Here is a 21,616-nt window from a genome sequence, read left to right on the forward strand (position 1 = left end):
TTCACAATGTTGTCTGCATTGCTGTACCACCTTATAACACTACAGTTGATTGTAGTAATTGCGGTAATCAAGTAAAAAAGACATTAAGCACTAGAACTCATCAATGTTCTCAATGCGGCTTAGTGCTTGACCGTGACCATAACGCAGCAAAAAACATCTTAGCGAAAGGTTTGAAGTTATTAGCTCAATATCTTAACAGTACGGTAGGGCATACCGAATCTGACCTCAAAAAGGTAAAAGCTCAGGGAGAAAACGGCCTCTGGCTTGTTAACGGAGACGCTAACATTTTAAGTCGATTCTGTGAACTGAGAATCAGCAATTGCGCTGAGAATCTCTCGCTATAATCTTTGATTTAGCGATGGGAGTATGTCAATACGGGTAGGGTTCATCAAGCTTCAGAATTAAAATGCAGTGGTTTCCAAGGGTGTATCTACCTTCACTTTAACTCTTGGAGACTTTTAGATGATCACATTTCTCTAACATTTATTTTTGATCGGGTAGAATTTAGCTTTTCTATTCTCAGTCAATATAAGCTTTCTATTTGCACCTCATTTGATGGGGTGTTAGAGGATAATTGTAGTGGTTTAAAGATGAGATTGAGAGATAAAACCGGCTCAAAAATAAGCCGGAATTCATAACTACAGGGACGTATCTACCAATACAAACCCTCTTGGAGTATCAACAATGTTCTCTTCTATTTGTGTTGATAATATTGCCTCTAACTGTGACAATTTACAATCTGAAACACTTATCTTTATCGATGCTAGTTTAGAATATTATCATAATTTAATAGCTGGAGTCAGTCCAAATACAACTGTTTTTATTCTAGACTCGCAGCAGGATGGAATTGAGCAAATTACTGAAGCACTAAAAATCCATAAACTTCAGTATTGCACAGAAATTAATGAAATACATATCCTTTCTCATGGTCATCCGGGTTGTTTATTGCTAGGGAATGCGGAACTTAAACTCGAAACGATTACTCGATATCAAAACCAGTTAAAAGATTGGCAAAATGTTCTTGCCAAAACTGCTAATATTTTACTCTATGGGTGTCAAGTTGCAGCCGGAATTGGTTCAGTTTTCGTGCTGAAACTCAGTGAATTAACTGGCGTTCATATCGCAGCATCAACAGATATTATTGGAAATTCAAAACTAGGCGGAACTTGGAACTTAAACTATCAAACTGGAGAAATTCATGGGACTTTACCGATTAACCCGGATATCTTAGCGACTTACGAGGGAATATTATCAACAGTTCTCACCGTTACCAATATTAATGATAACGGACTGGGTTCATTAAGGCAAGCTATTTCTCTCGCACAAGCCGGAGATATTATTCAGTTTGACTCGAGTTTAGCCAATCAAAAAATCACGTTAACCAGTGGTGAATTAGACATGAATAAAAACCTGATTATTGACGGTGTAAATGCTACGGGTTTAACTCTAAGTGGAAATAATATCTCTCGCGTGTTTCATCAACAGCCAGACACCACATTTAGTCTAAAAAATCTCAAAATAGCGGATGGCTACGCGAATAACCCCAACGAAATTTTAGGGGATAGAGGTGGTGGTATCTTTGCCGAAAAACGAACAAATATTACCATTGAAAATGTTGAATTTGAAAATAACAAAGCCGGAGAAGGCGGTGCATTAACCGTGTACCACTTCAGTAAAGCCCTTGTTAAAAATAGTCGTTTTACTAATAATGATGGAACCCTCAGCTTGAGTGAACAAGGTGCTGGTGCTATTCATGTGAGAGATGTAGAATTCACCTTAGAAGATAGCATTTTTGAGAATAACAAAGGAATAAATGGCGGCGCAATTAACAGTTTAGCCAGTTGGTTAACCATCAAAAATTCCCAGTTTATTAATAATGATACTACGGCTGGTGCAAATGGTCACGGTTTTGGTGGAGCCGTTTATACTGATGGTTTAAAAGTCACCTATCCCGACGGAACTCAAACAGGGGGTACAGCGTTAATTCAAAATAGTTACTTTCTGGGAAATATTGGTGCTGGAAGTGGTGGTGGTGCATTTTTATTTGGTTATGATAATGACGAAATTTTGATTGAAAATAGCCGATTTACTCAAAATACTGTCATTGCCAATGATAAAGGAGTTGCTAACGGAGGTGGACTGAGAACAGGAAATGTTGCTTTAGCTACCATTAAAAATACCACGTTTGATAACAATTTAGCCATTAGTGGAGGAGGTGTTTGGATTGATGTTAAATCAACTCAATCTAACATTATTAATAGCACTTTTTCAGGGAACAAAGCCGAACATCCGACAGGAGATGCTTATGGGGGAGCCATGACAATTAACTCCTCAACTAATATTACTAATACTACTATTGCTAATAATACATCTCAAGGAATAGGCGGAGGAATTTTTAGTTGGGACCCGAATAATCTGATTCCCATTACCGTTAGCAATACCATTTTTGTTGATAATCATGCAGACTTTAATGATTTTGCTCATCATAGCAGTCGTCAGTTAATTGATGGTGGAAATAATCTACAATTTCCCGGTTTAACCTCTCATCCAAAATCAGAATTGGTCACAACAAATATTCTAGTCGCTGATGCAAAATTAGGTGCATTACAAGAGATTAATGGAATGTGGGTTCATCCTTTACTAACAGGAAGTGCAGCTATTGATGGGGGAACAAATACTAACGCACCGACAACAGATCAACTCGGTCAAATTCGTCCGTTAGATGGCGATAATAATGGTGTTGCAATTGTTGATATTGGATCTTATGAATATGTGTTTACGACTCCAGAAATTGAGGTCATTAATAGCACTATAAACATTTCTGACAATACCGGAACGTTTGACTTAGGAACCTCAACCGTTGGAAGCGAAGTTAGCCAAATATTCACCCTGAAAAATAGCGGAACTGCGGAATTAACCCTTTCTAACTTACAAGTTCCGACGGGGTTAACTTTAATAGGAACTTTCCCGACAACTATTGCTGCGGGTTCTCAAGAAAATTTTCAAGTTCAACTCGATACAACGGTTGCTAATACTGTTAACGGTGAACTTTCATTTACCAGCAATGATAGCGATGAAAACCCGTTTAATTTTGCTGTTTCTGCTGTTGTTGCTGCTAACCCCATCCCCGAAATTGAAGTTATTAATGGTAGCATTAATATTTCAGATAATACCGGAACGTTTGACTTAGGAACCTCAACCGTTGGAAGCGAAGTTAGCCAAATATTCACCCTGAAAAATAGCGGAACTGCGGAATTAACCCTTTCTAACTTACAACTTCCGACGGGGTTAACTTTAATAGGAACTTTCCCGACAACTATTGCTGCGGGTTCTCAAGGAACTTTTGAAGTTCAACTCGATACAACAGTCGCGAATACTGTTAACGGTGAACTTTCATTTACCAGCAATGATAGTGATGAAAACCCGTTTAATTTTGCTGTTTCTGCTGTTGTAAACTCAGAACCTATTCCTACACCTCAACCGACTCCAACACCCACTCCTGAACCTGTTCCTACTCCTGAACCTGTTCCTACACCCGAACCTGTTCCTACTCCTGACGACATTAATATTGAGTGGAAATGTCGAACTATTCCAGAAATTACACCGAACCCAAATTCTGTTGTTCAAACCATCAATGCTTCTGATAATGAACTCACATTAGGAACCGTTGAAAATGACGAAATTATTGGCAATTCAAATAATAATACTCTCTTTGGGATGGAAGGAGATGACAATATTTATGGTCGGGATGGCGATGATTTAATCTTTGGAAATCAAGCAAACGACTACATTGATACAGGTTTAGGAAATGATAGCATTTATGGCGGTCAAAATAATGATGTTGTTTGGGGTCAAGAGGGAAATGATGTTATTTTTGGCAATTTAGGGAAAGACTCTTTGATGGGAAATTCCGGTCAAGATAGTCTTTATGGTGGTCAAGAGAATGATTACCTTTGGGGAGGTTTAGGAGAAGATTGGCTGTTTGGAGATATCGGAAATGATGTCGTTAGTGGAAGTGATGGAAATGATATACTTTTCGGAAATCAAGGATCTGACGAATTATTTGGAAATGCAGGGAATGATAGTATTTATGGCGGTCAAGATCATGATAGTATTTGCGCTGGAAAGGGCAAAGATTTACTCTTGGGAAATTTAGGTGATGATTTGATTTTAGGAGGTGCGGATGATGATACATTGTATGGAGGTCAAGGAAATGATACCTTAGTGGGTGGAGAGGGTAATGATTTTATTAGTGGTGATTTGGGAAATAATACCCTCGTAGGTGAAAGTGGAAGCGATACTTTTGTAATGGGTTCAGGAAGTGATTTCTTGTTGGACTTTGAAAACGGAACTGATAAACTCTTATTAGGGCAAGAATTAACCTTTGAACAGTTAGCGATCGCTCAAGATAGAAATTCAACAGTTATTCGCATCGCCAATACTAACGAATTAATCGCCACGTTAAACGGGGTTGATGCTGCTGTTATCAGTGCAGATGATTTCGGAACTCTGTTCTAAATTTCACTCAATTAAATACCCACTTTCTCCAAGAAGCTGGGTATGAATAAAAAACACGCGCCACACAGAGACACAAACAGAGAAAATTTTCGGAACTTGCGGCTGCACTTCAAAGTGTAGAATGTTAATCAAGCAATTTAGGAAAACATTCTCTAGGAACTATTCCTCTGGGCTGAGATACAGGGAGAAGTGCGGAAAGTTGATGTTTATTAATCCAACTGACAAATCGTGCCGTCAGGCCCAGGGTGACTGGTAACTGTGTTCAGACTTCTATAGGAGCTAAGACTTAATTGACAGTTTCAGGTACAACACGCTACTCTAGGTGCGTTAATAACCACAATTAGATGACCAAGTACCTGAAGCCGCGAAGACAAGCCGCTAAATATTTGGGGGTAAATGTTAGGATTAGGGGTGTAGGGGGAAACAAGGCTATGATCGCACGCCATAAAAACCCCCCAGATCGACAGCGTAGATATGACCTTAGAAATTGTGAGTTGATTGTTCTCAACCCAAAAGAACTTTTGCCACAGCCAGAAATGGTCGAAGACATTCGAGCAATACTAAAAACGGATAGAATAAGGATTTAACGGATGAACTTGACTGCGAGTAGCCTAGATTTATGCTGTCCTAGATACAATTCACAAATTAACCTCATGGCTATGCAAAAACCACGCAGTCATCGGGTTAGAAGACTTGAATGTTTCTGGGATGATGAAAAATCATAAATTAGCGGGTGCTATTGCCGATTCTGCTTTTTCTGAAAGCCGCCAAGTTGAGTATAAATCCTCGTGGTACGGCTCAGTTGTAGTTTTTGCGCTATAGATTTTACCCGTCAACTAAAACCTGTTCAAGTTGCGGTCACGTTCAAGAAATAGCACTGAAAGAACGAGTTTTCAATTGTCAGGTTTGCGGTGAAGTCAAAGATCGTGACTATAATGCGAGTCTGAATTTATTACATTATGCCGAGGGCTTCTCGGTAAAAAGCCTGTCTGACCGGGTGCTGCCGACAGTCCGGGGTGATGCAGGAAGTAAACATTAACACGGTTTGTACCGCGTTATATCAGTTTTATAAAGCAGTGAAAGACGATCCTGAGAATTCGGAATTCTCTCTATCTGTTGAATCGCGGTGAGACCAAGATCGACTAATATAGATTAGTGGTCTGTTTGGCAAAGATTTAGAATCGTGTTCAAGAGCCGTTTAGCTGACTTCCGCATAATATTCGAGCGCGATCCTGCGGCTCGGAACTGGCTTGAAGTCCTGTTTTGCTATCCAGGGCTTCAAGCGTTGTTGTTTCACCGTCTAGCCCATTGGTTGTACAGTCTGGGAATGCCTTTTATTCCTCGACTAATCTCCCATGTCGCTCGCTTTCTAACGGGGATTGAAATTCATCCCGGCGCAACCATTGGCACGGGTGTTTTCATCGATCATGGCATGGGGGTTGTTGTCGGTGAAACAGCAATTATTGGAGACTATTGTCTGATCTATCAGGGAGTCACTCTGGGTGGAACGGGAAAAGAAAGCGGCAAACGACACCCTACCTTGGGGGAAAATGTTGTTGTGGGTGCAGGTGCTAAAGTTCTCGGGAATATCCAAATCGGCAATAACGTCCGCATCGGTGCGGGTTCGGTTGTATTGCGAGATGTTCCTTCTGATTGTACCGTTGTCGGAATTCCAGGACGAGTGGTCTACCGTTCGGGTGTACGGGTTGATCCCCTCGAACATGGTAGCTTACCGGATTCTGAAGCTGTTGTGATTCGGACTTTAATGGATCGAATAGAAGCTCTCGAAAATCAGGTTCACACTCTAAACGATCAGCTTTCTAGAGTTCCCACTGTCGTTTTAAGTGAATCTTGTTTGTCCTTGACTCCCCAAAAAAATCTTGTTAACGACTCCCAAGAGTCAGAAGTTGATTGCAGTTCCGGGGAAATTTGTTGCAGTCTCAAGGATAAAGCGATTTTAGAGTTTCTCGATGGTTCGGGAATTTGGCATTTGGATAAGTGTCTTAAGGGTTGACCTCTTGAGTTAACCAGTGATTCTCCTCTCGCCAGTACAAATAACGGTTCTGAGGTTCCCCCCGCAATTCTAAGTGATCGACGTGTTCAGCTTCGAGTAACAATAGACAAAATTCAGCAGGGGGTTCCATCGGAAAGGCTTCTGGGGGGGTAAACTCAGCCTCATCTACACGGGATTGACCCGGTGAAGGCCAGTAAAATTGGGATCGAGCATTATCAGAGAGATCTTGCCAAATGGTTTGACGGGCTTGCAATAAAATCGGAGCGTGATATTCAGCCGTAATTAATGTCAGTTGACCCGATAAACGGAATTGTTCACGAGTTTTTGGAAAATACCAACAGGCTTCTCCCCAAGGATTTCCTGCAATTTCCTCGACTTTTTGACTGCGGCTATCCGTAATCATTTTTAGTTGATTTGTATTCTCTAAAAACCCCCGAAATACAACAGTGCGGTTGGCAGGACGCCCATTATTGCGAACCGTTGCCAGTTGAAAATAACGAGAATAAGCTAAACTACGATTTCGATGCAAAGCACGGGCTAAAGGTTCTCGCCAAGGCGCAAGGATCATCTTAAGAGCAGTAACTTAGTAGACGATTTATGGTACAACACGGTACTATCTGTAAGATCAGATAATAGATCTATGCAACGAGCCTATCATACCAAGTTAAAACTGAACAACAAACAGAAGACTTTAATGGCGACCCACGCCGGATATTCTAGGTGGGTTTGGAACTGGGCGTTATCGATGTGGAATGAAGCTTACAAACAAGGGTTAAAACCTTCAACGAATAAGCTAAAAAAGTTCTACACCAATCACGTCAAACCTCAATATCCCTGGCAGTCAACGCTAAGTTCAAGAGTTTATCAATTTGCCTTCATGCACTTGGGAGAAGCATTTAGCCGATTTTTTCAAGGCATTGCCAAACATCCTAAGTTCAAGAAAAAAGGCAGAAACGATAGCTTTACTTTAGATAATTGTGGCAAAGTAATGAGGTTTTCAGGGAGGAGATTGAAGCTTCCTTTTATTGGATGGGTATTCACTTATGAACCCCTGACAGAAATTCAAACCAAACGAGTCACAATCAGCCGTAAAGCTGATTCTTGGTATTTGTCTGTCGCTTACGAATTTGAACCAGAACAGACTGTTAAATCCCGAGAATATCTGGGTGTTGATGTTGGAGTTAAGGTGTTGGCTACCTGTTCAGATGGTACTGTTTTTGCCAATCCCAGAGCCTACAAAAAAGCTCAGAAAAATCTGGCGAGACTTCCGAAGCGAACTCTCGAGAAAACAGAAGGGTTCTAACAACAGGAATAAAGCTAGACTGAAACTCGCAAAAGCATATCAAAGAGTGGCTAACATCCGAAAAGATACAATTCATAAATTCACCTCATGGCTATGCAAAAACCACGCGGTCATCGGGTTAGAAGACTTGAATGTTTCTGGGATGTTGAAAAATAACAAGTTAGCGGGTGCTATTGCTGATTCTGCTCTTTATGAAATTCGCCGCCAAGTTGAGTATAAATCCTCGTGGTACGGCTCAGTAGTAGTTTTGGCTGATAGATTCTATCCGTCAACTAAAACCTGTTCAAACTGCGGTCACGTTCAAGAAATAGCACTGAAAGAACGAGTTTTCAACTGTCAGGCTTGCGGTGTAAGCATTGACCGTGATTTGAATGCCAGCCTAAATTTAGAACGTTTTGCCGAAGGCTATTCGGTTTAAGCCTGTCTGACCGGGTACTGCCGACAGTCCGGGGTGATGCAGGAACGAAACATTAATACGGTTTATACCGTGTTATATCAGTTTTCGATAGCAGTTGTACACAACAATTCCTAGCATAAAGCGATCGCATTCTAAAGAAAATAGCATCTTTGAGAAAATCCCTGTTAAACTAATAAAAATTTTAATCAGGGGTGAACTTTTAAGTGCAAATCACAAGCCGCAATATTGACTTAAGAGTAGATGACAGTTTAATGCGGGTTTATATCGCAGCCCCTAAACCTTCAGGCGTTTATCCCGGTATTGTCTTCTACAGTGATATTTATCAGTTAGGTGGGCCGATTATTCGCCTGGCTAACTATTTAGCCGGATATGGTTATGTTGTCGCCGCACCAGAAATTTTTCATCGCATTGAACCCATTGGTCAAGTGATCGAACCCAATGATTTAGGGCGAATGCAAGGGAATGACGATGCGCGTCGAACTGCTATTGAAAGTTATGATCGTGATGCTCGTGCTGTGATAGAATTTTTCAAGGCAGAAAGTTCTGTTGCTGCCGATAAAATTGGGACGTTAGGCTTTTGTATTGGCGGACATTTAGCCTTTAGAACTGCTTTTCAAAGTGAAATCAAAGCTTCTGTTTGTTGTTATCCGACAGGCGTTCCCAGTGGTAAATTAGGTCAAGGCGTTGCAGATACGATTCAGCGAGTTTCAGAGATTAAAGGCGAGATGTTAGTTGTGTTTGGAACCCGTGATCCTCATACGCCTGAAAATGACCGTCAAACGATTAAAAATGAACTCGAAAAGGCAAATATTCCTCACAAAATTGTTTCCTACGAAGCCGAACATACGTTTATGCGCGATGACGGGTATCGTTATGATCCAGTGGTAACAACTGCGGCTTGGTCGGAAATTGTAGAATTTTTAGAGCGTGTTTTTGCCGCTTAAAATATAGAGGAAATGGCTCTGTTTTTATAAAGATTAACAAAGCCGTAACCCTTTTTCTATTCTTTTCCAAATTCAATTAATTTCGACGAACAGCTTGAGTCAAACGGGCTAACGTTTGACAACAATCAAATCGATCTAAATGAACCTCAATAAAACACAAGCGATCCCGATGATCAGAAGCCTTTTTCAAAGCATCTTCTAATTCTCCTTCTGTTCGTACCTCACAATTGATACTTTCCCCAAAAACTTGCGGAAGCTGATGATATTTCCAGGGTTGAATATCATTATAAGAACCATCATGGATCATCCGTTCAATGGTATAACCATCGTTATTAATCAGGAAAATAATCGGATTCAACCCTAAGCGAATCATCGTAGAAAGTTCTTGACAAGTCATTTGAAATGAACCATCCCCAATAAACAAAATCACTCGATTTTGAGGACGCGCTAATGCAGCACCCAAACAAGCCGGGAGAGTATAGCCAATCGACATATAAAACGCCTGTCCAATAAACCGAGTATCAGCATGAATCAGTAAATCAATTGTCGCAATAATTGCATCTCCCGTTTCAGCAATGACGGTGCTATTATCACCGACAAAATGGTTCATCCGTTCATAAAAACGAGCATTCGTAATTTTATGTTCCGGTTGAACCTGAAAAGATTTCGACAACAGTTGAGATGCGGGTTGGATGTCTAAGCTGTCATAAGATTTCCGGGAAAGTTTAGCAATCAAACCGTCAATAAAGTCCCCCAAATCAATCGGATAATAATAATGATGCTTGATTTTAACCTTTTCAGAATTAGCATTAATCAACTGACTTTCTTTGAGTTTAGCCGTATAACCGCCTAAATTCATGTCGGACATAATCGCACCCAAACACAAAATACAATCAGCACTTTCGACTCGATTTCGCACATAATCTCGACTCAACGCCCCGGCATAATTTCCAATAAATTGAGGATGAAGTTCGGAAATACTCGATTTCCCGAGCAACGTACTCGCAATTGGATATCCTGTCGTTTCAACTAATTGATGAAGTTTTTTCTGGATGCCGTAGCGATGTAACTCAACTCCTGCTAAAATAACAGGATGTTCTGAGTTTTCTAACCATTCTACGGCTTCGTTAATCGCTTCATTCAGGGCTTGAACATCACTCACTAAAGGATTTGGACGTTCAAAACTTAAGGGAGTAACGCAAGGTTGAGCCACCATATCTACTGGAATTTCGATATAAACGGGGCGTTTGTAACGCAAACAAGCCGCAATGGTTCGATCAATTTGGGCGGGCGCTTGTTCTGCATTGGTAAGCGTAACTGCCGCTATGGTGACTTTTTCTAAAATCGAAAGTTGGAGGTTATAATCCCCTGTCGTGTGGTGCATTAACAGGTGTTTTCCTTTAGCAGAAGTTCGCGGCGCTCCACTAATAACAATCACCGGAACTTCTTCTGCGTAGGCACCCGCCAAAGCGTTAACGACACTTAATCCCCCCACGCCATAGGTAACACACAACGCACCCACGCCATTTAAACGCGCATAAGCATCCGCCGCGTAACCTGCATTCAGTTCATTACAAGTGCCGACTAACTGCATCGAACTCTCAACCATTATATCCATTAAGTCGAGAACATAATCGCCGGGAACTCCGAAAACGTGACGCACTCCAACCGCTTCGAGTTGACTAACGAGATATTCACCCACTGTGGTTGTGACTGAACCGACAACAGGCTTCTCAATAAGTGGAACTCTCATCTTGACTTTCCTCTGAACTTGTACCCTGGTTGATGAGTTTATGATAACAAATTGTAAAAATATGTTGTAAAATTTACAAAAATATGCAGTCGGGAAGTGAAATTGAACAATTTGAGATGAATTTCACCCCACAATTTAACGGATTGTTAACTTTCTTCCTGACAAATTTCATAATGATCAATAACACCACGACTTTTGAGATTTTCAAGCAATTCTAGGGATATTTTATTTCCGAAAAAAATACATTCAAAATGATCATAAGCTTCAAATTGAAGTGAATGATCAGCTTCTATTTGTAGATGTAAAACTTCAGAGGTTAAATAACCTGTTGAGAAAGTTTGTATTAATTCATCGATAGTATTGGGTGAGACTTTAATCAGTAAACCCTCGCCTGCGAGGACGCTATTACTTCCTTTAAAGGGAGATTCGGCTCCAATTTTTTGAGCATTAAACAACGAAAAATCAATCTCGTTCATCAGCCATATTGCTAAGTTCGTCTGATCGCTTAATAATTCTATTATCACCGCGTTAAAGAGTTCTTCAAACGCCAATTCATTATGATGATTAATTTGAATAAAACCTTTGTATTTCATGTTTTTTTAAATGAAAAGAATAGAGTCAAGCAGATGGTTAGAGATTTTATTACTTTGAGTTAAGCGGGTTGTGATTTTATCGAGATTGATTTAGAAAAGTTCTGATCATATTGGCAGTTTTAACCGCTTCATTTTGAGTAAAACTGTAATTACCCGACAATTTAATTTTTTTAGAACTTGAGGCTATTTCTAAAATAATAACATAGATTGATTCCTTTTTGACAATTAAAAAAGACGAATAATCTTTAACCTTCCAAGGAGTCTTATGGACTCGCAGACTAACCTCATTCAATGAATATTCGTCTTTTTTTGTTCTGAATAATCTTTGAACTTTTATACTTAGTTTATTTTTATTTTTATCCAGTATAACTGTTGTAACAGCAGTAAAAAAAACGCCAAAAATACCAAACAAAAGACAAAAGACAATGAAGAAACTCGGAAACGTTTGTTCACTGATGACTAAAAATAATCCCAGACACCCCAAAATTAAAAAAGGAGTAGAAACTAATCGGATTCCCCAAGCTGATGTCACAGAATCTTTAAGAATCAGGTGAGTTGAAGTCTGTTCGATAATTTTCATTATAGTATTGAACTAAATTACATCTTGAAAAGCTATTTTATGCTCCCTGAATAATTTGGGTTAATTCGCGGCGACTGCGATTGACTTCATACCAAAACACACACCAAAATGAAAATAATGTGAAAAGAGGGAATCCTAAAAACAACACAGCTTCAAATACAGGTACATTTCCAGACAAAATCTCGGAGAAAAAGACAGCGAGTGATAAGCTATATAATGTTGAAAAGACAAAAATCAAGAAAGTCATTACAAAGGGATGTAACCGCATAGTAATATGAACCAGCGTTTCGTTTGGTAAAGATTCAAATTTTCCTCGAATGATCGGTAAAAACGAGTTGCGATAATGAATAATTCGATGAATTTGAAAACCCGAGTGAGAAATTGTTCCTTCATAGGGAAGATGACGACGGGAAAAACCCCAACGAATTATCTTTTGGGGTTCAATTTTCGCCTCTAATTTCTCAATGATCTTTGAGAGGGGTTCTCGGCTTCTAAGGGTAAAGGTTTCATGGGGTAAAAGTTGCATAGTTTAACTACAATCCTCAATAAAGTTTAGAAAATGTAGAATGCTCTTATTACCCCTGATTGTAACTAATGTTAACTAAATTTGTTCTTCAAGAACAGCTTGGTCAGTTGAATCAGATGGATCTGAAGCGTAACTTTGTTTTTGACGAACGATTGTTAAACCTGCTTTCAAAGCCGTTAAGCGATCGCCCATCCAATGATGTCCAGGAATTAAACCTGCTATTCCGAGTTTTTCTAAGCGACGTTTGACCTTTCCAGTCGCCCCTACAACTAACACTTCTCGACCCGCATCTAGAGACTCTTGAATTGCATTTTCAATCGCTAAAGAAGAGGTTACTCCGAGAACCGGAACTTCCCCTAAATCCACAATCAAAACATCATAGTTAGCAATTGCATTATGTTCTCTTGCGATCGCTTTCGCAACTCCAAAAATCATCGGCCCACTGAGATGAAATAATAAAACCCGTCCATTGGCTAAGTCTAAAATTTGTTTTTCATCTGCATTCAACACAATTTGATCATCCGCATCTGTAATTGCTTTAACGGACTCTGTTTGCAGTTCAGCGAGGCGATCAATCGTTAAGATATTGGCAATAAATACCCCGACCGCAACCGCGATCATTAAATCAACAAATACGGTTAATAAAATCACACTGTAAACAATCCCTGCCGCCTTCCAAGAAATCTTGTGAACCCGTTTGAGAAATCCCCAGTCAATAATATTAATCCCGACTTTTAAAACAATTCCGGCTAAAACTGCCAGAGGAATACCTGCCGTTAAAGGCGCCGCCCCTAAGACAACAACTAACAGCACCAAAGCACGAACAATTCCCGCTAAAGCAGTTCGTCCACCCGCTTGAATACTGACAACGGTTGCGGTTGTCGCGCCTGAACCTGCAATTCCGCCAAATAAACCTGTGATTAAATTAGCTATTCCTTGCCCAATTAATTCTTTATTCGATTGGTGTTCAGTTCGAGTCAAACTATCAGAAACCAGACAGGTTAATAAACAATCAATTGAACCCACCATCCCTAAAACGATGGAATTCACAAACATTAACCTTAAATCATTAGCACTAAAGGTCGGCATTTGCAGATCGGGAAAACCGGGAGTAATTTCGCCAATCGTCGCAATAGTCCGAATCTCAAAGTTACCAAAGAAGAGCAAATAAATAACTGTTCCAATCACTAACGCCACTAATTGAGGGGGAACAAACCGTTTTAAACTGCGGGGATATAAATAAAGAATCGCTAACGTAATCAACCCTAAAATGGCTTCCCAGGGATTAATATTCGCCATGAGAATCGGTGCATTTTTCAGAACGCCAAGCACACCGCCTTTCGGGGTTTCTTGTCCGAGAAAAGGTGCAATTTGCATAAAAATCAGAATGATGCCAATTCCTGACATAAATCCAGAAATGACATTATAGGGCAGCATGGTAATATATTTACCGAGTTTTAAAACCCCAAATAGAATTTGAAAAATTCCCGCCATCATAATTACAGTAAAAGCCATTGCTAAACCGTTTTCTGGATTTTTAGCGACTAATTCCGTAATCACTGCGGTGACAATTACCGTCATTGGGCCTGTAGGTTCAGAAATTAAACTCGGTGTACCGCCTAATATTGCGGCAAAAAACCCGACTAATATTGCTCCCCATAACCCCGCAGAAGCACCCGCCCCGGACGCAATTCCGAAGGCTAAAGCCATCGGTAAAGCCACAACTGCGGCGGTTAATCCTCCGAAAATATCTCCCCTTAAATTGCGGAAATGGATTTGATTAAAAATTTGCATGGTAGGTTTTCCTTGATTCAAAAATGAGGTTTAATTCATCTCAATTGAGTTAACGGAATAGCAACACCGGGATGTGACTACTTCTTAACACTTGGGCGGTGGTACTCCCAATCACTAAATGACGAATCCGGCTGTGTCCATAAGCACCCATTAACAACAAACTAATCTCTTGATCGTTAATATATTGAGCAATTATTTTTTCAGATTCGCCAACTTTTAACTGATAGTTTGCCTCAATCCCGGCTGTTTTCAACACATTTCGAGCTTCATCAATGCGGGCAGTTGCGGAGGAATCATTTTCAGTTTTAGTCACTTTCAAAAGATGCAATTCTAAACCTTTAAATAAAGGAAAATGGATTAAAAATTGCAAAATTCTCTTTCCCGTTGAACTGCCATCATAAGCCACTAACATCCGATTGATCGGTTTAAACTCACGAGGTGTCACAAAACAAGGCTTATGACTACTGCGAACAATGCGTTCCATATTGGCCCCTAAATGTCCAGAGGCAAATTCTGCCGCTTCGCCCCGTTTCCCCAAGACAATCAAATCAGATTCCGCCTCAAATTCATAGAAACAATCAACCAAAAAGCCTGTTTTATGGATTAACTGAACTTGTTCAACTCCTGCCGATTTTAGGGACTGTTCAGCCGTTTGTAAAATCAATTTAGCCCGTTGATTATTGATTTTGGCTTTTTCATGTTCCAAATCAACTAATTGTTTGAGCAAATCTTCTGATGCACCTAAACCAATACTACCGCTTAAGTTGCCCGTTGAAGCCACTTGCTGACTACGAATATCCGTCACCGACAACACCTGAACCTCTGCCCCCAACCCCGTCGCCAACCAAGCCCCATAGCGATAGATATTTTCAGCAAAGATTGACCCATCTGTACAAAGCAAAATCTTTTTCATGTTTTTTAAGCGGTTAAAACGGGAAAAATTTAGGACTTTTTGAGATCATCTTTCTGGTTATAGCTGGCTAATTTATCGAGTAATGTTGCACTCGCTTTATTTAAACCAATCAGTTTAACTTCGGCACCATTTCGCCGGAATTTCATCACCACTTTATCAATAGCAGCAATGGCACCTTGATCCCATAAATGAGCATGATTTAAGTCTAGGGTAACGCGATCAACCAGTTCGGTAAAGTCAAAAACTTCGAGAAATTCATCGACGGATAAAAAGAAAATTTGTCCGGCCACACGATAAGTTCGATGGTTCCCATCTGGACTGAGAACTTTATCCACAAACACCAACTGAGCAATTTTACGAGAGAAGAAAACGGTACTCATTACAATTCCTGTCACCACCCCTAATGCAAAGTTGCGAGTAAAAATTGTGACAAACATTGTGGTTAGCATGACGGCGGTTTCACTACGGGGAATACGGGTCATATTTTTGAAAGATGACCAACGAAAGGTTCCGATAGACACCATAATCATCACCGCCACTAAAACCCCCATCGGCATTTGTTTTACCCACCCACTCAGGGCGAGAATTGCAAATAATAAAAACACCCCAGAACACAAGGTTGAGAGCCGTCCTCGTCCTCCAGATTGAACGTTAATTACGGATTGTCCTATCATCCCACATCCCGCCATTCCTCCAAAAAATCCTGTAATGACATTGGCAATTCCTTGACCTTTGGCTTCTTGGTTTTTATCACTCGGAGTATCGGTGAGTTCATCAACGAGAGAAGCGGTTAAAAAAGAGGCTAATAAACCGACCAATGCCATTGTTGCTGAGTAGGGAAAAATAATCTGCAAGGTCTCTAAATTGAGTGGAACTTGCGGTAGGGTTAATGTGGGGAAAGCGCTGGGTAATTCCCCCATATCTCCCACTGTAGGAACGTTAATTTTCAGGGCAATGGTGGCAAAAGTCATTACCCCTAAAGTGACTAAAGGTGAGGGGACGGCTTTCGTAAATTGTGGCAAAATATAGATCATGGCGAGAGAAAGTGCCGTAATTCCATAGACTGCTACAGGTACATTTGTCAGTTGGGGAAGTTGGGCGAGAAAGATTAACACCGCCAACGCATTGATATAGCCAATCATCACCGCACGGGGTACATATTTCATTTGACGACCCAATTTTAGGATGCCAAAAATCACTTGGAAGACTCCTGTGAGGATGGTAGCAGCTAATAAATATTGCAAGCCATAATCTTTGACCAAATCAACCATTAACAACGCCATCGCCCCTGTAGCGGCGGAAATTGAGCCGGGTCTTCCTCCTAAAAATGCGGTGGTTACGGCAATAATAAATGAGGCATAAAGTCCGACTTTGGGATCAACTCCGGCAATAATCGAAAAGGCGATCGCTTCGGGTATTAATGCCAGTCCGACGACTGCTCCCGCTAAAATATCTGCTCTCACATTTGAGAACCATTCCCGTTTTAGGGCTGACCGATTCAACAGTTTCTCCTTGATCATTGACAATAAATTCAGACTCTCAAATGATGAGTCAATTTTTAACTGAGTTAAAATCTTTTTTAGATAAACAATCAACGCTAAGATTCGCACCTTGTAGCTTAAGGTGGACTGATGACGAATTTAACGCTTTGGCAATTAATCACTGATTTTACAACTTCGCTCAAGCTTTTCCCCTTATGCTATGAAAGGTGAAGCATAGTACATTGATTCCCTGTTATCTTATCAAGATACCATAATGTTGACGATTAAAATCATCAGATGGACTGATCACTAAAGCTTAAGCGTGTCAAAATCCAGAATGCTGCTGAAACTGCGATCGCCAAAAGTTGCCGAGACGACTAAAATGATAATCAGATGCAACCTCAATTAAATTAATAATGTCAACTCACTCTGCCATCAACGACGCTGTAACAAACCGCATCGAACAGACAGAAGCCCCAACTTGCGATCAACATCATACCGTTGATTTAGAAAATCTCCAAACCGTTAGAACTCAAACCCTCAGTGTCGAAAAAGCCCAACGCATGGCAGAATTTTTCAGTCTGTTGGGAGATGCCAACCGTTTACGATTATTATCAGTATTAGCCAGAAAAGAACAATGTGTTTGTGATTTAGCCGAAATTTTGCAGATGAGTGAATCTGCTGTTTCTCATCAATTGCGATCGCTGCGGGCTTTACGATTAGTCAGTTATCGAAAACAAGGACGAAAAGTTTATTATCAATTGCTGGATCGTCATGTTCTTGATCTCTATCACGCGGTAGCTGAACATCTCGATGAAACTGAAAATTCTGATTAAAATCACTGTTTAACAACTGTGATGAAATGGCACCGAAATTAACGGTAAAAATACAAAGAAAACCCAACTCCAATTCCAGTAATTCATACTCGGATCGGACTCTAAGCTGTGGCAGTTACTTAGTAAAGCTTCGATCCGTTCTGTAATTCGATTTGGAGGTGCAACACAGCTAAACCCCGCACAATTTTCTTCGGAAACTGCAACAGGTTGACGAACCATTAATAACAGTGACTCTGCTAAGAGTAACGGATCAACTTGCTTCGCCGCCCACTGATCGGCTCGGAGTTCTCTTAAAAGTAATAACTCTTGCCAAAGTCTTTCGGTATTAGGCAACCAAGCCATTATACGACGAAAAAATCCTAACCCAAAAAACCAAAATGTATCTCGATAATAATGATGGGCTTGTTCATGAATGAAAACCGCTTGTTGTTGTTCTGGAGTTAAGGTTTCTAAGAGTCCTTGACTAACAACTAATTCTGGATTCCAAAACCCAATTTTAGCACAAAATAACAGAGGACTTTCTAACAGTCTGACTGTCATTCCTTGAACTTGAATTTGAGGACAATTCCACACCTGTTGAACAGATATCCATCCCCGAATTGTCAACAATAAACCTAAAATCAACGCCCATCCACATAACCCCAAGGCTAGCCCATAGCCTAGCCAACCCGTTGGCTGTCCCAACATTTGTCCTTGTGGCCCCATCCAAATCACTGCAACCCCATTCATTAACAACATCAAAGGCGGTACAATTAAACCAAACAGCGATCGCTGCCAACGTTGCTTCCAATGGGCCGAATGAGGAAAACAAGCCCCTCGCAAACTAACAGCTAATCCCAATGAGAGTAAGATTAAAATTAAGTGCATTATTCTTCCTCGTTTCTTGCTTTTCTGAGGGCTTTTAACCGTTGGGCGATCGCATCCAGTTGGTCTAAACTGGCCGAGTCCAAATCATCGGCAAATGCCGCTACAATCTCAGGATGACCCAACGCTAAAAACTGATGGAGGTGTTCGTGGGCTACCAGCGCTTGGGCCTGCGTTCGAGAAATTCGCGCTTTCCAAAGATAAGCCCGTCCACTGCGATCGCAAGTCAGCCAGCCTTTTTCCTGCAAACGGTTCAATACCGTTGTCACACTCGGCGAAGATAACTCTCGATCCGGATCGCTGAGAATTTGATCATGGACTTGCTTAACAGTTGCACAGCCGAGATCCCAGACAATATTTAAAATCTCTTGTTCGAGAGGGCCAAGAGACATCTTTTCAGGACGATGGTTCGGTAAAGGGGTCATATTTGCGATCAATAATGCCGAATTCTAGAGCCTGTGATCAACTCAAGAAGTTCAGGTGTCTATGGTATAATGAGCCTCGGCTCCACTTCAAGTGGCTATCCTTTCAGCATATCTTTGGCAAGGGATGCTAAAGTTGAAGTGTGAAAAACTAGATAGAGTGAGCAATTAAAAGGAAAATATGAACTTTGTTTTGTCAATGTCTAAGCGGATGGCTTTAGGATTATCTATTGTATTGCTGATGGTCAGCAGCTTGATTTTCAACGCTTCTCCGGCTTCCGCAGAAACCTATACCGTGAAAATGGGTGCTAATAACGGAATGTTAGCATTTGAACCGAAAACCCTCACCGTTAAGCCTGGTGATACCGTAGATTTTGTAAATAACAAGCTTCCTCCTCATAACGTCGTTTTTGACAAGAGCAAATCCCCTAGTGCAGATATTGCTTCTCAGCTCTCTCACGCGGGACTTCTCTACTCCACAGGAGATGATTTCAAACTGACTATCCCCGCAGACGCACCTTCTGGTACTTATGAATTCTACTGTCAGCCTCACCGGGGTGCTGGCATGGTTGGTAAGTTAGTTGTTCAATAGTTTGAGTTACCCTGATCTAACTGTTCCTCGTCAACAGCAATTCACTTAAAATTATCCCCTCTCCTTGACTGAAAGTTGTAGCTATTTTCTTAAGAAGTTCTTAAGTCTTGTAGCAAATACTAGCAACTAGATCAGACAAGGGGAGGATAATTTTATGACTAGGGGCGGGTTCTTTACAGTCACCAGTTATCAGTGAGCAAACCACATTTGGCGTTGGTTGCTGTAGAACTGATAACTGTTTTAAACCCGCCTTTATACTTATCAACCTGATGCCGATTGAAATAATATTTAAAGTTTGACAGACTGTCGTTTGACAGATGGATAAAATTTATGAGAATAAAAGAAGACAATGGGATATATTGATAATGTTTGTGTATTTCACGAGGAGAACTCCATTGAAAAAGTTATTTTCTATCCTTTTGTTGGCGATCGCAGTCTTGAGCTTGGCTATCCAACCTCCCGCTTTAGCCGATGCAAATTTAGCCAATGGTGGCAAAGTCTTCGCAGCCAACTGTAACGCCTGTCATATGGGAGGGAAGAATGTCGTTATTTCTAGCAAAACCCTCAATAAAGCCGACTTAGCCAAGTATCTCAAAGGCTTTGATGAAGATGCACAAGCAGCGATCGCTTACCAAGTCACCAAGGGTAAAGGTGCTATGCCCGCTTTTACAGGACGTTTAAGTCCTCAAGAGCTTGAAGATGTAGTTGCCTATGTTCTCTCCAAAGCAGAAAAAGGTTGGTAATTCTCAGGAATTTTAACTGAGATTGTTAAAACGATGACGGTTCTGACAATTAAGTTTTGTCACAATCAATTTAATCACTGAGTTAGGGGCGCAATTCTTAAGCCAAAAGATACAGGGAGATATAAATTCCGATCAGCTTAAGTGTTACGCCTCTCGTTGTTGTTATTTCCAATAACTAATATGAACCGACTGTATCGTATCTTGTACAGCCTGATCCTTGCTGTGATTTTCGGGTTGGGAATACATTCTCCGTCTGCTGATGCTTATTCTCTACACTCAGCATCAAAGGCAGAAGATTATTTGAGTCGGGCGACTGAAAACATTCAACACCATGACTACAGCCCAGCCTTACAAGCACTCAATCAAGCGATTAAACTTGATGATACCTTAGCTGAGGCTTACAGCGATCGCTGTTGGGTACACATTCAGCTTGAAAACTACCCAGAAGCCATCGAAGATTGCCTCTACGCCACCCAACTAAACCCTCAGCAGACTAGCAGTTATTTACATTTAGGCATAGCTTACTACAGAAAGGGTGATTTGACCCATGCGATCGCCGCTTATGATCACTTTATTCAACATCAACCCGATGGCGTGTTAGGCTACTACAATCGAGGGTTAGTGTATTCTGAACTGCAACAATATCCCACCGCGATCGCCGACTACAACCAAGCCTTAAATTACACTCAATCCTTAGAAGCCTCTGAGTTAGCAGAAATCTACATTGATCGTGGAGTTGCCTACTTAATGCTCGATCAGATCCCTTCGGCGATCGCCAACTTCACCGAAGCCCTTCACCACGATGCCAGCAACCCCAGAGCGCATTATAATCATGCTTGTGCTTGTCGGCGTCAGGGAAACACGCAAGTCGCCCTACAAGAGTTTACAACCACGCTTCATCTCAACCCCGATCATGCTCTGGCTCACTTTAACCGAGCCATGCTCAGACAGCAACAGGGACTCTATGCAGGAGCGATCGCTGATCTACAGGCTGCCTGCAAATGCTTCACAGACCAAGGCAACCTCGCTGCATCTCGCCATACTTTAGCATTGATTGAAAAATTACAACAGTGGTTGATGGCAGCAGAATTTCAAATCATCGCTTAATCTCTGGGTTCTTTTAGCACAATTTTGGCTAAAAATCCAGAAATTTTAATTTATTTTTAGAATTAGGAGAACAGACTAGAATTAATCCATCGTTCTGGTGAAGTTTCCAGCATCTGTTATCTTTAGGATATAAAAAATTCCTTTAAATCTGCCGATGGCAGAGCCAAACTTTTCAACCTTTACGTGACAGCCAAGTTCAACCCGAATTAAGTCGA

The 21,616-nt window shown here is 40.8% G+C and carries 21 protein-coding genes; 11 read left to right on the forward strand and 10 right to left on the reverse strand.

What is annotated here, in order from left to right; genetic code table 11:
• The 4 genes from VB836_RS24690 to cysE all read left to right on the forward strand — a co-directional run.
• Positions 1-344: zinc ribbon domain-containing protein (locus VB836_RS24690; RefSeq protein ID WP_323223445.1), on the forward strand; the 344-nt coding region annotated here is incomplete at its 5' end.
• Positions 345-684: 340 nt separating this feature from the next.
• Positions 685-4,518, forward strand: coding sequence for a DUF4347 domain-containing protein (locus tag VB836_RS24695; RefSeq protein WP_323223447.1), 3,834 nt, complete (start codon positions 685-687; stop codon positions 4,516-4,518).
• Positions 4,519-5,329: 811 nt separating this feature from the next.
• Positions 5,330-5,557: a zinc ribbon domain-containing protein gene (locus tag VB836_RS24700; protein WP_072075642.1), complete on the forward strand. Its 228-nt coding sequence runs from the start codon at positions 5,330-5,332 to the stop codon at positions 5,555-5,557.
• A 144-nt stretch (positions 5,558-5,701) separates the two neighbouring features.
• Entirely contained in the window at positions 5,702-6,532 is an 831-nt protein-coding gene (gene cysE / locus VB836_RS24705; protein WP_323223450.1) for a serine O-acetyltransferase, read from the forward strand.
• Here the strand turns inward: cysE and VB836_RS24710 are convergent.
• The gene (locus VB836_RS24710) at positions 6,522-7,100 is read right to left on the reverse strand and encodes an Npun_F5749 family FMN-dependent PPOX-type flavoprotein (RefSeq protein ID WP_323223452.1); all 579 of its coding nucleotides are present in this window, start codon (positions 7,098-7,100) and stop codon (positions 6,522-6,524) included. The two genes, cysE and VB836_RS24710, sit on opposite strands and share 11 nt — an antisense overlap.
• A gap of 72 nt (positions 7,101-7,172) precedes the next feature.
• On the opposite strand from VB836_RS24710, the gene VB836_RS24715 reads away from it, so the two are divergent.
• From VB836_RS24715 to VB836_RS24725, 3 genes are all read left to right on the forward strand, one after another.
• Positions 7,173-7,835: an RNA-guided endonuclease InsQ/TnpB family protein gene (locus VB836_RS24715; protein ID WP_323223454.1), complete on the forward strand. Its 663-nt coding sequence runs from the start codon at positions 7,173-7,175 to the stop codon at positions 7,833-7,835.
• The gene (locus VB836_RS24720; RefSeq protein WP_323223456.1) at positions 7,738-8,253 is read left to right on the forward strand and encodes an RNA-guided endonuclease InsQ/TnpB family protein; all 516 of its coding nucleotides are present in this window, start codon (positions 7,738-7,740) and stop codon (positions 8,251-8,253) included. Before VB836_RS24715 ends, VB836_RS24720 begins: the two co-directional genes overlap by 98 nt.
• A 203-nt stretch (positions 8,254-8,456) precedes the next feature.
• Positions 8,457-9,197: a dienelactone hydrolase family protein gene (locus tag VB836_RS24725; protein ID WP_323223458.1), complete on the forward strand. Its 741-nt coding sequence runs from the start codon at positions 8,457-8,459 to the stop codon at positions 9,195-9,197.
• A 76-nt stretch (positions 9,198-9,273) separates the two neighbouring features.
• On the opposite strand, the gene VB836_RS24730 is transcribed toward VB836_RS24725, so the two are convergent.
• The 7 genes from VB836_RS24730 to VB836_RS24760 form a co-directional block, all read right to left on the reverse strand.
• Positions 9,274-10,950, reverse strand: coding sequence for an alpha-keto acid decarboxylase family protein (locus tag VB836_RS24730; RefSeq protein WP_323223460.1), 1,677 nt, complete (start codon positions 10,948-10,950; stop codon positions 9,274-9,276).
• 146 nt (positions 10,951-11,096) lie between these two features.
• Entirely contained in the window at positions 11,097-11,543 is a 447-nt protein-coding gene (locus VB836_RS24735; RefSeq protein WP_046277442.1) for a hypothetical protein, read from the reverse strand.
• A 76-nt stretch (positions 11,544-11,619) separates the two neighbouring features.
• Entirely contained in the window at positions 11,620-12,123 is a 504-nt protein-coding gene (locus VB836_RS24740) for a hypothetical protein (RefSeq protein ID WP_046277441.1), read from the reverse strand.
• 37 nt (positions 12,124-12,160) lie between these two features.
• Complete coding sequence (locus VB836_RS24745; RefSeq protein ID WP_046277440.1) at positions 12,161-12,649, reverse strand: hypothetical protein; 489 nt, start codon at positions 12,647-12,649, stop codon at positions 12,161-12,163.
• A 75-nt stretch (positions 12,650-12,724) separates the two neighbouring features.
• Positions 12,725-14,443: a bicarbonate transporter BicA gene (gene bicA / locus VB836_RS24750; protein WP_323223463.1), complete on the reverse strand. Its 1,719-nt coding sequence runs from the start codon at positions 14,441-14,443 to the stop codon at positions 12,725-12,727.
• 49 nt (positions 14,444-14,492) lie between these two features.
• Positions 14,493-15,356, reverse strand: a complete 864-nt coding sequence (locus VB836_RS24755) for a universal stress protein (RefSeq protein ID WP_046277438.1) — start codon at positions 15,354-15,356, stop codon at positions 14,493-14,495.
• A gap of 29 nt (positions 15,357-15,385) precedes the next feature.
• A complete protein-coding gene (locus VB836_RS24760) occupies positions 15,386-16,858 on the reverse strand; it encodes a SulP family inorganic anion transporter (protein WP_323223465.1) in 1,473 nt (490 codons plus the stop codon).
• A gap of 395 nt (positions 16,859-17,253) precedes the next feature.
• On the opposite strand from VB836_RS24760, the gene VB836_RS24765 reads away from it, so the two are divergent.
• Positions 17,254-17,673 carry an ArsR/SmtB family transcription factor gene (locus VB836_RS24765; RefSeq protein WP_046277437.1) on the forward strand — a complete coding sequence of 140 codons (420 nt, stop codon included), beginning with the start codon at positions 17,254-17,256 and terminating at the stop codon, positions 17,671-17,673.
• A 9-nt stretch (positions 17,674-17,682) separates the two neighbouring features.
• Here the strand turns inward: VB836_RS24765 and VB836_RS24770 are convergent, their stop codons facing one another.
• Positions 17,683-18,540 (reverse strand): M56 family metallopeptidase, encoded by an 858-nt coding sequence (locus VB836_RS24770; RefSeq protein WP_323223467.1) that lies wholly within the window; start codon positions 18,538-18,540, stop codon positions 17,683-17,685.
• Entirely contained in the window at positions 18,540-18,962 is a 423-nt protein-coding gene (locus VB836_RS24775) for a BlaI/MecI/CopY family transcriptional regulator (RefSeq protein ID WP_323223469.1), read from the reverse strand. The genes VB836_RS24770 and VB836_RS24775 overlap by 1 nt, the downstream gene beginning before the upstream one ends.
• A gap of 178 nt (positions 18,963-19,140) precedes the next feature.
• Here VB836_RS24775 and petE point away from each other — a divergent pair, with 178 nt between their 5' ends.
• The 3 genes from petE (at position 19,141) to VB836_RS24790 (ending at position 21,401) form a co-directional block, all read left to right on the forward strand.
• Positions 19,141-19,551 carry a plastocyanin gene (petE, locus tag VB836_RS24780; protein ID WP_323223471.1) on the forward strand — a complete coding sequence of 137 codons (411 nt, stop codon included), beginning with the start codon at positions 19,141-19,143 and terminating at the stop codon, positions 19,549-19,551.
• Positions 19,552-19,946: 395 nt separating this feature from the next.
• On the forward strand, positions 19,947-20,294 hold the full coding sequence (petJ, locus tag VB836_RS24785; RefSeq protein WP_046277433.1) for a cytochrome c6 PetJ: 348 nt from the start codon (positions 19,947-19,949) through the stop codon (positions 20,292-20,294).
• A 180-nt stretch (positions 20,295-20,474) separates the two neighbouring features.
• Positions 20,475-21,401, forward strand: coding sequence for a tetratricopeptide repeat protein (locus VB836_RS24790; protein ID WP_323223473.1), 927 nt, complete (start codon positions 20,475-20,477; stop codon positions 21,399-21,401).
• Positions 21,402-21,616: the final 215 nt, after the last annotated feature.

This window comes from Limnoraphis robusta BA-68 BA1 (assembly GCF_034932365.1).
Classification (GTDB): Bacteria; Cyanobacteriota; Cyanobacteriia; order Cyanobacteriales; family Microcoleaceae; genus Capilliphycus; species Capilliphycus robustus.